Below are 12,051 nucleotides of genomic sequence, written 5' to 3' on the forward strand. Positions count from 1 at the left end.
GTCTTCTCCGCGCGGCGGCGTTTCTCCCGGCGAGGGGATCGGAGAAGAATGGCGCTCATCCGCAGCGGGAAGGCAAGGAGGACGCGCATGATCCTGGACCAATCGACAAGCCCCGGAGAGGCCCCTCTCCGCAGCCGCGCCCGGATCTCGGCCTATGACCACGTGGGGATCCGCGTCAGCGACCGCCGCCGCGCCCTGGCCTTCTACGAGGGCCTCGGATTCGTGGAGAGCGCGCGATTCCCCGCCTACGAGGCCAACGAGATGGTCACCGCCGACGGCGTGCGGATCAATCTGATCTTCAACGCCGCCCGTCGCCCCGGCCTGCGCAACGTGCTGCTCGACGAGCCGGTGAAGCTGCCCGGCGTGACTCATCCGGCCTTCGTGGTGGATGATCTGGAGGCGCTTCAGGAATGGCTGGGCGCCCGGAACATCCGGATCACCGAAGGCCCCAAGCCCATCGGCCCGCGCCGGATCGCGCTGTTCATCCGCGATCCGGACGGCAACGTCCTCGAATTCAATCAACTGATTCCACAAGGGGGGAAATGATCATGAAGCTCTACGACCTCGGGCCTTCGGGCAATTGCTACAAGGTGCGGCTCTTCGCGGCGCTGGCGGGGATCGATCTGGAGATCGTCCCGGTGGATTTCCTCGGCGGAGAGCACAAGCGCCCGCCCCTCACCGACCTCAACCCCTGGGGCGAACTGCCCATCCTCGTGGACGGCGATCTCACGTTGAGGGATTCCCAGGCGATCCTCGTCTATCTGGCGGGCGCCCACGGAGGAGCGGCCTGGCTGCCCGTCGAGCCCGCCTTGCAGGCTCAGGTCGCGCAATGGCTCTCGACCGCCGCCAACGAGATCCAGCATGGCCCCGCCTCGGCGCGGCTGGTGGACAAGTTCGGCTACGCCATCGACAAGCCGGGAACCCTGCGGGTCTCGAAGCGCATCCTCGGGCTGCTGGAGGCCCATCTCGCGCGACAGGACTGGCTCGCCGTCGGGCGCCCCACCATCGCCGATTGCGCCGTCTATCCCTATGTGGCCCTCGCGCCGGAAGGCGGGATCGACCTCTCGCCCTATCCGGCCGTCGGCCGCTGGATGGACCGCATCGCCGCCCTGCCCGGATATGCGCCCCCGCCGGCCTGAGGCTCCGGGAGATCGCGTCAGGCGTCGCCCTTCGCCCGGATCGCGAAGGCGCGCGCCTCCCGGGGGGCGGCTCCGAGGCCGCCCGCCGCCGCAAGATCGAGATGCGGGAAATCCCGCGCCACGAGGGCCGAAAGCGAAACGCCTTCCCTCTGGGCCTCCGCGCAGAGGGCCTTGATCTTCGCCTGAGCCTCGGGGCGCGGCAGATGGCGCGCCAGAGCGAAGCTGTAGGCTTCGGCGTGGATCAGCCCCGATCCGTCGTCGAGATTGCGCGCCATGGCCTCCGGAACGGGCGAAATCGCCCCCGCAAGCTCCAGAGCCAGCGACAGCGCCCGCCCCGTCGAGACGCAGAGCTGCGGCAGGGTCAGCCATTCGACGAACCAGGCGGCGCCGTCGCGCTGCTGACGATGGACGCCCGCGCCCTGCATCGTCATGGCCAGAGCCGCCGTCTGGCGCGCCAGAGCGACCAGAACCGATGGCCCGACCGGATTCTGCTTCTGCGGCATGGTCGAGGAGCCGCCCGCGCCCCGGATCGCGATCTCGCCGATCCCCGATTGCGCCATCAGGATCAGATCCTCGCCCATCTTGCCGAGCGAGGCGCAAAGACCCGCCATCCAGGCCGAAAAGGCGCCGATCCGGTCGCGTTCGGCGTGCCAGCTTCCGCCGGGATCGGACAGACGGAGGATCTGCGCGAACCTGGCCCGCGTCGCCGGGCCCTCCGGCCCCATGGCCGACAGCGTGCCCGCAGCTCCCCCGAGCGAAGCCAGGGCCAGCTCCGGCGCCAGAGCCTTCAGCCTCTCGCGGTGGCGCAGCACCGGCCCGCCCCAGCCCGCGACGACCGCGCCGAAGCTGGTCGGCGTGGCGAGCTGGCCATAGGTCCGCGCCGCCATGGGAAGATCCGCATGAGCCTCCGCCAGGGCGCCCAGAGCCCGCGCCAGAGCTTCGAGCCGCGCCTCCCAGATCTCGACCAGGCGGCGCAGGCGCAGGGCGAGCCCCGTATCCATGACGTCCTGAGAGGTCGCGCCCCAATGGAGGTATTGCGCATGTTCCGGCGCGTTCATGGCCTTGCGGAAGGCCGCCACCAGAGCCGGGACCGGAACGCCGTTGATCGCCGTCTCGGCGGAGAGGGCCGCCGGATCCAGCGCGACCTCCCGCGCGGAGCGCGCGATGAAGGCGGCGGATTCCTGCGGGATCAGCCCCAGTTCGCCTTGCGCCTGCGCCAGAGCGCCTTCCGCCAGCAGCATGGCGCGGATCTCGGCGCTCTCGGTGAAGAGGGCGGCGGTCTCCGCATCGGCGAAGAGGCCGCGATAAAGGGCGCCGTCGGCGGGAGAAGCGGGCATCTCAGGCGGCTTCCGGCGGGCGCAGGCCGAGGATCTCGCGGGCCTGACGCCAGGAGGCCACGGGGCGTCCGTATCTCTCGCAAAGCTCCGTCGCCCGGCGCACCAGAGCCGCGTTCGAAGCCGCAAGACGGTCGCGATCCAGACGCACGTTGTCCTCAAGCCCCGTGCGGGTGTGCCCGCCCTTGCGGATCGCCCATTCGTTGATCAGCAGTTGCGCCGGACCGATCCCCGCCGCGCACCATCGCGCATCCGGAGCCAGACGCTTCAGCGTCTCGATGTAGAAATCGAAGATCGCCTCGTCGGGCGGCATGGCGTTCTTCACCCCCATCACGAATTGCACATAGAGCGGCCCCTTCAGACGCCCGTCCGCCTGCATCTTCGTCGCCTGGACGACATGCGACAGGTCGAAAGCCTCGATCTCCGGCTTGACCTCGTATTTCAGCATCTCCGCAGCGAGCCAGTCCACCAGATCGGGCGGATTCTCGTAGACCCGGGTCGGGAAGTTGTTCGAGCCCACCGAAAGCGAAGCCATCTCCGGGCGCAGAGGCAACATCCCGCCGCGCGCCTGTCCCGCGCCCGAGCGTCCGCCCGTCGAGAGCTGGATGATCAGGCCGGGACAATGTTTCTCCAGGCCCTCCTTCAGACGGGCGAAGCGCTCGGGATCGGAGGTCGGCTTTCCCTCCTCGTCGCGGACGTGGCAATGGGCGATGCTCGCCCCGGCCTCGAAGGCCTCCTGGGTGGAGTCGATCTGCTCGGCGATCGTGATCGGCACCGCCGGATTATTCGCCTTGGTCGGCAGGGATCCCGTGATCGCAACGCAGATCACACAGGGATTCTCGGAAGCTGCGGTCATGACGCCCCGTCACATGTCGAAGAATACGGTTTCATTCTCGCCCTGCAGCCTCACGTCGAAGCGATAGGCGCCGGGCGCGGTCTTGCGGGCGATCAGGGTCCTGACCCGCTCGCGATGCTCGATCCGCTGGAGGACCGGGCAGCTGTCGTTGTCTTCGTCCTCGAAGTAGATTCGGGTCTGAAGCCCGAGGTTGATCCCCCGCGCCACGATCCACAGCGCGATATGCGGCGCCATCAGACGCCCGTCCGGGAAGGGGACGCGCCCCGGCCTGATCGTCCTGAGCGTCCATTCGCCGGTGTCGAAATCGGCGATGATGCGCGCCCAGCCGGTCACCTCGGGATCCGCAGCGCCGCGCGGATCATTCGCCGGATAGATCCCGGCGGCGTCCGCCTGCCAGGTCTCGATCAGGGTGTCCCGCAGGATCATGCCCGCTCCGTCGCGCACCTCGCCGGAGATGGTCACGCGTTCGCCCTTCGCGCCAGGCCGGATCGGGCTCTCGCCCAGATCCGCCGGGTAGATCCCCGCGTTCCCGAGCTTGTTCGGCGTCAGGCCGATGTGGACGTAAGGTCCGGCGGTCTGGGAAGGCGTCTCCTTCAGATAGTCGAGGCGCTGCATCTCACATGCCCTCCCGCTTGTTCTCGAAGAAGGACTGACGACGGCCCCTCAGCACGACGTCGAACTTGTAGGCGAGGCAATCCATCGGCAGGGCGCGGTTCATGTCGAGCGGCGCCACCAGAGCCCGGATCGCCTCTTCCTTGCCGATGGTGTTGACGATGGGACAACGCGCGATCAGGGGATCGCCCTCGAAGTAATTCTGCGTGATCAGCCGCTGGCCGAAGCCCGAACCGAAGACCGAGATGTGGATGTGCATCGGACGCCAGTCGTTCACCCGGTTCGGCCAGGGATAGGCGCCGGGCCGGATGGTCAGGAATTCATAGGAGCCGTCCGGCCGGGAGAGCGTGCGTCCGCAGCCGCCGAAATTCGGGTCGAGCGGCGCGAGATAGCCGTCCTTCTTGTGGCGATAGCGCCCGCCCGCGTTGGCCTGCCAGATCTCCACCAGCACGCCGGGGACGCCGCGCCCGTTCTCGTCGAGAATCCGGCCGTGCAGGATGATCCGCTCGCCGACGGCGGGTTGTCCGGTGAAGTTGAGGATCAGGTTGTTGTCCAGTTCGCCGAACATGGAATGGCCGAAGGCCGGGCCCGTCTCCTCGGAGAGCGTCGAGGGCATGGCGATCAGCGGCCGGAAGGGCGCGCGCGTCGTCGAGGTCTTGTAACCCGGCGTCAGGGCGGGCGGATGCCAGTCGCGATCCCGGAAGAACAGCGTTCCCCCATCCACGGAGTTCTTGTTCTGCGTCATCTCTTCGCCGCCTCCATTTCGGCGAAAGTCTCCTTGGCGATCCTGATCGCGTGGTTGGCCCGCGGGACTCCGGCGTAGATGGCCACATGGAGGAGCGCCTCCATCACGTCCTGAGGGCTGGCGCCGGTGTTGGCGGTGGCGCGGACATGCATGGCGAGCTCGTGGTCGTTGCCCAGGCCCGCCAGAAGCGCGATGGTCAGCATGGAGCGTTCGCGCGGCGTGATCGTGTCGCGCGACCAGACATGGCCCCAGGCCGCTTCGGTGATCAGCGCCTGATAAGGCGCGTCGAGGTCGGTCTTGACCGCCTCGGCCTTGTCCACATGGCGGTCGCCGAGGACGCGGCGGCGGGTGGCCATGCCCTGCGCGTGGAAATCGGTCATCGGGCGTGCTCCGTCAGAAAGGGGGCGAGGATCGACGCCCAGGCCTCGGGGGTTTCGACGCAGGGCAGATGCCCCGCGCCGGGGATGATCCGGAAGACGGCGCCGGGAACCAGCCGCGCCGTCGCCTCGACCAGATCCGGCGGAGAAGCGCCGTCCTCCGATCCCGCGATCACGAGGGTCGGCGGGCGCAGAGCCGGAAGCCGGGCGGTCAGATCGAAATCCGCGAGCGCTCCGCAGGCGGCGGCGTAGCCTTCGGGATCGGTGCGGGTCAGCATGTTGCGCCAGAGCGCCAGAGCCGCCGAAGCCCGGAAGGCCGGAGCGAACCACCGCTCCATCACGGGATCGGCGATGCTCTCCAGCCCGCCCTTGCGGATGGCCTCGACGCGGGCGCGCCAGCTTTCCGGCGTCCCCATCTTCGCGGCCGTGTTGGAGAGGACCAGAGCCCGCACCAGATCGGGCCGCGTCAGGGCCAGGCTCTGGCCGACGCAGCCGCCCAGAGACAGCCCGACGAACAGGACCGGCCCCTTCGCTTCGGCCTCGATCAGGGCGGCGGCGTCCTCCGCCAGATCCGCGACGCCATGAGGGCCGCTCCGGTCGGAAAGCCCGTGGCCGCGCTTGTCGAAGCGGATCGCGCGATGGCGCGGCAGAAGAGGCAGGACCGCATCCCAGAGCCGCAGATCCGTGCCCAGGGAATTCGCGAAGACCACCGCCGGAGCCTCCTCCGGACCATCGACGCGGTAATGCAGGGCTCCCCAGGGGCGCATCAGAACTTGCATCGTCTCCTCCAGTCTTCCATAATCTGCCATAGCGAATTCACCTTGAATAATGCAAAGTCCGCCGTGATGAATAAACGCACAGTTATGCATCCGGGCGTGAAGCTGAGGCACGTCCGGGCCTTCCTCGACATCGCCGCCGAACGGAGCCTCACCGCCGTCGCCCGCGGACAGGGGATCACCCAGCCCGCCCTTTCGCGCACCCTCGCGGAGCTGGAGGAGCTTCTCGGTCAGCCGCTCTTCCTGCGTCAGGGGCGCAGGCTCCTGCTGACCGAGGCGGGGACGCTCTTCCGCCGTCACGCCGCCATGGCCGTCGAGGCCCTCGACGCCGGAGCCGCCGCCCTGAGGCCCGAAATCAGCGGGACGATCCGCGTCGGCGTGCTGCCCACCGCCGCGACGCGCGTCTTTCCCCGCGTGGTGCTGCGCTTTCGCGAATTGCGCCCGGAGATGGTCCTCGCCGTCGAGACGGGGCCGCATCACCATCTGATCCGGCTGCTGCGCGAAGGCGGCATCGAACTGATGATCGGACGCCTGCCCGACGTCTCGGAGATGCCGGGCCTGAGCTTCGAACATCTCTACGAGGAAGACATCGTGCTGGTGGGGCGGGCGGGGCATCCTCTGGCCGAGCGCCCGACCGTCGAGGCTCTGGCGGGCTCGGAGCTGATCCTCCCCAGCTCCACGGCGCTGATCCGCAGGCCGGTGGATGATTATCTCGCCTCACTCGGGCTGACGGGCCTCCTGCCCATCGCCGAAACGGTGTCTCTGGCGCTGGGGCGCGGCGTCTGCCTCGCTTCGGACGCGCTGTGGTTCATCTCGCGCGGGGTGGTGGCCGAAGAACTCGAACGCGGGCTGATGATCGAATTCCCGGTGGGCGTGAAGTTCCTCTCCGGAGCGGTGGGCGTCACGCGGCGACGGGGCGCCTCGGCGCCGGGCGTCGCCACGCTGGAGGAGGTCGCGCGCGAGGTCGCGCGTCAATTCCCTCCCAGACGCGCGGCGGAGGAAGGCTGATCCCGCCCCCCTCCTCCGCTCAGGCGCGACCCGCCGCGCGCAGGATCGCCAGAGTCGCTTCCCGCGCCATGGCCGCGCGTCCGAGGGCGTCGATCTTCGTCGCCCAGGGGCGGTTGGGCGCCTCGACGCTGATGGTCGCGTCCGCAGGGATGCTCCGGGCCAGGCCGATCAGGTCGATTCCGCCCTGGCCGGGAAAGAGCCGCTCGCCGCGCGCGATGCGGATCAGGCCCTCGTCGCCGGGGTCGTAGGGAACGGGGCCATCGCAGAACTGCACGTAGTTCACCCGCGCGCGCGGCAGGGCGGCGATCTGCTCCAGAGTGGTGGCCGAGCGGTCGTAATGCAGCGCGTCCACGAGGATTCCCCCGTTCGCGCGCCCCGCCCCCTCGACGATCCGCGAAGCCGCCGCCAGATCCGGAACGGCGGTCCAGGGCATGAACTCCAGATCGGCGGTCAGGCCGTGCGGCGCCGCCAGATCGCAGAAGCGGGCGAAATTCTCCGTCAGGCGCGCGGGGTCGGGGTCGTCGCCCGCCACGAGGACATGACGCGCCGACAAGGCCGCGCAACGCGCGCAGAACCGCGCGAAGAGATCCCAGTCGTTCTGCGCCTTCAGGCGGATGATCTCCACGTCGCCGACCCCCACGCCGGTGTCGGAGAGCGCGGCGCGCACCTCCCGCAACAGGCGGTCGTCGGTCAGCAGGGGATAGTCCGGCTCGCCGGCGGCGGCGGCGGGCAGGATGCGCAGGCCGACCATCTGATGGCCCGTCGCGGCGGCGATCCGCACCGCCTCCACGGGACCGGCCTCGAAGATGGTCAGGAAGGCCAGAGACAGGGGATGGCTCATCGCGCCCTCACTTCAGCGGAGAGAAAGGCAGGGGCATGGCGATCTGGCTGGTCATCTCCGGAGTCAGCCAGTCCGGCCCGCCTTTGGGCGGCCATTTGCCGTCCGCGACGGATTTCGCCCGCGCCTCCGCACGCGCCGCAAGGCTGGCGTAAGGCCAGATCTGGGTCGCGCGGGGCTCGCCGTCGAGGCCGTACATCGCCACGGTCAGCTTCGAATAGGCCTCGCGAGGCGGCACGGCCTCGGCCCATTTGCCCATGGTCGGCGTCAGGCCGTCGAGCTTCGTCCGGTAGGTGCGGAATTCGTAGACCGGGCCGAAGGCGCCCGGCTCCACCGGCGGCAGGAAGTCGAAGGCGCGGTAGCTCTCCATGTTCAGCCGCGTCAGATGCTCCACGCAGCCGAAGGGATCGCTGCTGCGCAAGGCGCGCTCGCGCTCGGCGGTCAGCTCCTCGACGTTCTCGAAGGCCCGCAGCACCAGCACGCGGTTCAGGGCGCCGATGTCCACGCTCCAGGCGCCGCAGAGGCGGCCCGCGCCCTCGGCGCACCATTTCTCGATCCCCGGAGAAGCCTTCCCGGCGCCGAAGATCACGGTCTCCAGCGTGGCGATTTCATAAAGGCTCATGACGTCTGCTCCTGTTCCGATGAAAGCCCGGTCACGGGCTGGCCGGCCAGAAGACGGCCGGCGATGTAGCCGAAGGTCATGCCGGGGCCGAGCGTGATCCCGCCCGAGGGATATTCGCCCCCCATGATCGAGCTCATGTCGTTGCCCACGGCGAAGAGTCCGGGGATGGGGCGGCCAGCGCCGTCGAGGACCCGGGCGGCGGAATCGGTCTTGAGGCCCGAGAAGCTGCCCAGAGAGCCCGGAACGATCTTCACCGCGTAGAAAGGCCCTCTGGCCAGAGGCGCCAGCGAGGGATTGGGCTCATGTCCGGCGTCGCCCTGGACGCGGTTGTAGAGGCTTTCGCCGCGCTGGAAGTCGGGGTCTTCGCCCCGGGCGGCGGCGGCGTTGAAGCGCGCGGCGGTCGCCTCCAGCGTGGCGGCGGGGATCCCGCAGGCCCGGGCGAGCTCGGCCAGCGTCCGGCCCCGCCTGAGGTAGCCCGAACGGAGCGCGCCCCCGAGCGGAAAGGGGAAGGGCTTCGACCAGCCCAGGCCCCAGCGCCTTTGCGCCGGATGGTCGGCGACGAGCCAGCAGAAGGGGAAGCCCTTCTCGAGCATGGCCTTCATGAAGTCGTGGTAGCTGTCCGCCTCGTTGACGAAGCGCTCGCCCTGCGGCGAGACCGCGAAGATCCCCGGCTTGGCCCGCTCGACCAGATGCGGGAAGCTGGCGAAGCTCCCGTCCTTGCGCGGAACCAGAGAGACCGGCGCCAGGGCCATGCTCCAGGCGAGGCTTTCATCCACTCCGGCGCCCGCCGTCTCGGCCAGACGCAGGCCGTCGCCGGAATTGGTCTCCGGCGCGGCGGAGCGGTGGCCCGAGCCGCCAGCCCTGCCCGCCAGAGCCTCCAGCCGGGCCGGATCATGCGGAAAACCGCCCGTGGCCAGAACCACGCCCCGCGCGGCGCGGATCTCCAGATCGCCGTCCGCAGTCGCGAGGATCGCGCCGCAGACGCGGCCTTCTTCCTGGAGCAGGGCCTTCGCGGGGGCGCTCTCCATGAGCGTCGCGCCCTTGTCGAGCGCCGCGCGCATCAGCCGCGCCACAAGGGCGTTGCCGTTCACCAGCCGCATGCCGCGTCTGTGGAAGGCCAGATCCCGCCAATGCCGCAGGATGCGCCCCGCCGCGTAGAGCGCCGAACGCGGACTGCGCGTCGCCTTGAAGAAATGGCCCATGTCGGCGCCGCCCGCGATCCCCATGCCCCAGAGGCTCACCACATCCAGCGGAGGACGCAGCTTCTCGATCCAGGGGCCGAGCGCGCGCCCGTCATAGGGCGCGACCGACAGCGAGCGGCCGCCTTGAGCCGCGCCCGGAGTCGCATGGAAATCGGGGATGCGGTCGCCGCCGATCCAGCGCATCCCGGCCTGATCCTGAAAGAACGCCGCCATCTCCGGCCCGTTCTCCAGGAAGACTTCAAGGCGCGGATCTCCGGCGCGGTTCCCCAGTTCGCTGCGCAGATATTCCTTCGGCGCCTCGGGCGGCTCCTCGACGCCCGCCGCCCTCGCCAGAGGATTGCGTGGAATCCAGAGCCAGCCTCCCGACCAGGCCGAAGTCCCGCCGAAGACCGGCGCCTTCTCGGCCACCACCACCTCGAGTCCGAAATGCGCCGCCGAAACCGCCGCCGCAAGGCCCGAAGCGCCCGAGCCGATCACCAGAACGTCGCAGGTCAGCCTGCGGCGGTTGTCATCCTTCATTCAGGCCCGATCCTCGGCGCCTCCCGCGCGCCCCGTCGCCTGCGGAGGGCTCATGCGCGCCTCCTGTCGGCTTCGGGGGCGGCGTCCGGCGCCCTGACGTTGGTTTGAAAATAGCTGGAGCCGCTCGCCGCAGCCCCGAGTTCGACCGCCGCCGCCTGAAGCCGCGACGCAAGTTCGTCCATGCGCGCGGGAGTCATCCGCACCGCCGGTCCCGCGATGGAGAGGCAGCCCAGAACCGGGCCCTCGCCGTGAGGACGCACCGGAACCGCCATGGCCGCCATGCCGGGAATGTAGCTGTCCACCGCCACCGCGTAGCCGCGCGCCCGCGCCTCGGCCAGAGCCTTCAGCAGCGAATCCGGATCCACCGGCGTCCGGCCCGCGCCGCCCTCGCGCACGAAGCCCTGAGCCCCCACCCGCGCCAGAGCCTCCGCGTCGCTCAGGACCGAAAGCCAGGCCCGACCGCCCGCCGAACTCGCGAGATGGACCACCACGCCCTGCTCCTGGCCCGGATCGTAGCGCAGGCCGTGAGTCGCGCCCTGAGCCACCGCCACCCAGATCAGCCGCTCCGCCTCCACGACGGACAGCCGGACCAGCTCGCCCGAAGCCGCGGCCAGAGCGTCGAGGACGGGCTGAGCCACGTCGGTGATGCCCGCCCGGCCCAGAAAGCCCAGCCCCATGGCCGGAAGCTTGATCGTCAGGGCGTAATCGCCCTGAATGCGCGTCTGGCGCACATAGCCGAGCCGCGCCAGCTCCTGAAGCGTGCGATGCACGCCGCTGGCGGGTTGGTCGAGGGCGGCGGCTATGGCCGTCACCGGGACGCCGCCAGGGCGCTCGACGAGGAATTCGATGATCGCGAGGGATTTCTCCAGAACGCCGCTCATGGTCCGCTTCCGCTGTTGAAGACGGTTCCAGATTCGGAGCCCAGAGGCGAAAGGTCAACTCGCACGACCCCGCCGCTTTCGGCGGCGGCGCGGATCGCCTCCAGCACGATGAGGTTCGCGGTGGCGTCGCGGACCGAAACGAGAGGCGCCCCGCCCGCGCGGACGAGTTCGGCGAAATGGAGAAGCTGCGCCGCATAGGGGTCGCCATGGACGACCGGAAGACGCTGCGGCCGCAATTCCTGCGTCCAGTCCGGAGAGCCCGGCGGATTCCAGAGCGTGAGGTCCGGCAGGGAGAGCCCCGCCCGGCTTCCGGCGTAATGATGGGCCGAAACCGCATGAGCCGGAAAACGGGCCCTGTTCTCGCCCGCCGAGAGATCCCAGGCCCAGGGCCCCACCGCCGCATCCGAAATGCAGAGCGTCGCCAGGCCGCCCTTCGCGAATCTCAGGCAGACCGCCGCCGTATCCTCGACCGCGAAGCCGCGCCGCCCATGGCTCGCGAGGGCCTGGACCTCGGCGATCTCGCCGAAGAAATGGCGCATGAGGTCGATCTCGTGCACCAGATTGATCAGCAGAGGGCCTCCCGCGCCGGGAGTCCGGCGCCATGCGGCCTCGAAATAGCTCCCCGGCTTGGCGAGGGCGCAGGTCACGCTCGCCATGACGAGATCCCCGATCAGCCCGCCCTGAATCGCCGCATGGGCCGCGCGGATGATCGGGTTGTGGCGCCGGTGATGCCCCACCAGAAGCGGGACGCCCGTCTCCTCCGCGACCGCGATCAGCCTGAGGGCCGAAGCGAGGCTTTCGGCCGCCGGCTTCTCCAGCAGCACCGGGAGTCCGGCGCGCAGGAGCGCTTCGGAGACGGGAAGATGCGTCTCGTTGGGCGTGGCGACCACCGCCGCCCGGGCCAGACCCGAATCGATCAGCGCCGCCGCGTCCGGCAGACAGGGCACGCCCAGCGATTCGGCGAGCGCCCCGCCGCCCGGCGCCGGATCCACCAGAGCCGAAAGCTCCAGACCCTCCATGCGCGCGAGAGTCTCCACATGGGTGCGGCCGATGGCTCCCGCGCCGATCACCGCGATCTTCAGACTCCCGGACATGAGCTTCTCCCTCTGGACGGGAGGAGTCCTAGCAGATCCGAAAAATAA

General features: G+C 69.6%; 14 protein-coding genes. 3 read left to right on the plus strand and 11 right to left on the minus strand.

From position 1 onward, the window contains the following. Positions 1-87 precede the first annotated feature (87 nt). Both PHN62_RS04610 and PHN62_RS04615 read left to right on the plus strand, forming a co-directional pair. Positions 88-546, plus strand: a complete 459-nt coding sequence (locus PHN62_RS04610; RefSeq protein WP_300146976.1) for a VOC family protein — start codon at positions 88-90, stop codon at positions 544-546. A 2-nt stretch (positions 547-548) separates the two neighbouring features. Further along, positions 549-1,139: a glutathione S-transferase family protein gene (locus tag PHN62_RS04615; protein ID WP_300146979.1), complete on the plus strand. Its 591-nt coding sequence runs from the start codon at positions 549-551 to the stop codon at positions 1,137-1,139. Positions 1,140-1,156: 17 nt separating this feature from the next. On the opposite strand, the gene PHN62_RS04620 is transcribed toward PHN62_RS04615, so the two are convergent. Genes PHN62_RS04620 through pcaD form a run of 6 tightly spaced genes read right to left on the minus strand, consistent with a single transcriptional unit; the run spans position 1,157 to position 5,842 of the window. Then, a complete protein-coding gene (locus PHN62_RS04620) occupies positions 1,157-2,476 on the minus strand; it encodes a lyase family protein (protein WP_300146981.1) in 1,320 nt (439 codons plus the stop codon). A gap of 1 nt (position 2,477) precedes the next feature. Beyond that, positions 2,478-3,329 carry a 3-keto-5-aminohexanoate cleavage protein gene (locus tag PHN62_RS04625; protein ID WP_300146984.1) on the minus strand — a complete coding sequence of 284 codons (852 nt, stop codon included), beginning with the start codon at positions 3,327-3,329 and terminating at the stop codon, positions 2,478-2,480. 9 nt (positions 3,330-3,338) lie between these two features. Continuing rightward, positions 3,339-3,944: a protocatechuate 3,4-dioxygenase subunit alpha gene (gene pcaG / locus PHN62_RS04630; protein ID WP_300146987.1), complete on the minus strand. Its 606-nt coding sequence runs from the start codon at positions 3,942-3,944 to the stop codon at positions 3,339-3,341. A gap of 1 nt (position 3,945) precedes the next feature. Continuing rightward, positions 3,946-4,686: a protocatechuate 3,4-dioxygenase subunit beta gene (gene pcaH / locus PHN62_RS04635; RefSeq protein WP_300146990.1), complete on the minus strand. Its 741-nt coding sequence runs from the start codon at positions 4,684-4,686 to the stop codon at positions 3,946-3,948. Next, positions 4,683-5,066: a 4-carboxymuconolactone decarboxylase gene (pcaC, locus tag PHN62_RS04640; protein ID WP_300146992.1), complete on the minus strand. Its 384-nt coding sequence runs from the start codon at positions 5,064-5,066 to the stop codon at positions 4,683-4,685. Before pcaC ends, pcaH begins: the two co-directional genes overlap by 4 nt. After that, on the minus strand, positions 5,063-5,842 hold the full coding sequence (gene pcaD / locus PHN62_RS04645; protein ID WP_300146995.1) for a 3-oxoadipate enol-lactonase: 780 nt from the start codon (positions 5,840-5,842) through the stop codon (positions 5,063-5,065). The genes pcaC and pcaD overlap by 4 nt, the downstream gene beginning before the upstream one ends. 96 nt (positions 5,843-5,938) lie before the next feature. Between pcaD and PHN62_RS04650 the strand changes: the two genes are divergently transcribed. Next, complete coding sequence (locus tag PHN62_RS04650; protein WP_300146997.1) at positions 5,939-6,847, plus strand: LysR substrate-binding domain-containing protein; 909 nt, start codon at positions 5,939-5,941, stop codon at positions 6,845-6,847. Positions 6,848-6,866: 19 nt separating this feature from the next. On the opposite strand, the gene PHN62_RS04655 is transcribed toward PHN62_RS04650, so the two are convergent. The 5 genes from PHN62_RS04655 to PHN62_RS04675 are packed head-to-tail and all read right to left on the minus strand — an operon-like array spanning position 6,867 to position 12,003. Next, on the minus strand, positions 6,867-7,688 hold the full coding sequence (locus PHN62_RS04655; protein WP_300146999.1) for a TIM barrel protein: 822 nt from the start codon (positions 7,686-7,688) through the stop codon (positions 6,867-6,869). Between the two features lie 7 nt (positions 7,689-7,695). Further along, on the minus strand, positions 7,696-8,307 hold the full coding sequence (locus PHN62_RS04660; RefSeq protein WP_300147002.1) for an NIPSNAP family protein: 612 nt from the start codon (positions 8,305-8,307) through the stop codon (positions 7,696-7,698). Beyond that, complete coding sequence (locus PHN62_RS04665; RefSeq protein WP_300147005.1) at positions 8,304-10,028, minus strand: FAD-dependent oxidoreductase; 1,725 nt, start codon at positions 10,026-10,028, stop codon at positions 8,304-8,306. The genes PHN62_RS04660 and PHN62_RS04665 overlap by 4 nt, the downstream gene beginning before the upstream one ends. Positions 10,029-10,078: 50 nt before the next feature. Beyond that, positions 10,079-10,909, minus strand: coding sequence for an IclR family transcriptional regulator (locus PHN62_RS04670; RefSeq protein WP_300147008.1), 831 nt, complete (start codon positions 10,907-10,909; stop codon positions 10,079-10,081). Further along, positions 10,906-12,003: a Gfo/Idh/MocA family oxidoreductase gene (locus tag PHN62_RS04675; RefSeq protein ID WP_300147011.1), complete on the minus strand. Its 1,098-nt coding sequence runs from the start codon at positions 12,001-12,003 to the stop codon at positions 10,906-10,908. Before PHN62_RS04675 ends, PHN62_RS04670 begins: the two co-directional genes overlap by 4 nt. Between the last annotated feature and the right edge of the window lie 48 nt (positions 12,004-12,051).

Origin of the sequence: Neomegalonema sp., from assembly GCF_028688855.1 — a bacterium.
Classification (GTDB): Bacteria; Pseudomonadota; Alphaproteobacteria; order Rhodobacterales; family Rhodobacteraceae; genus Neomegalonema.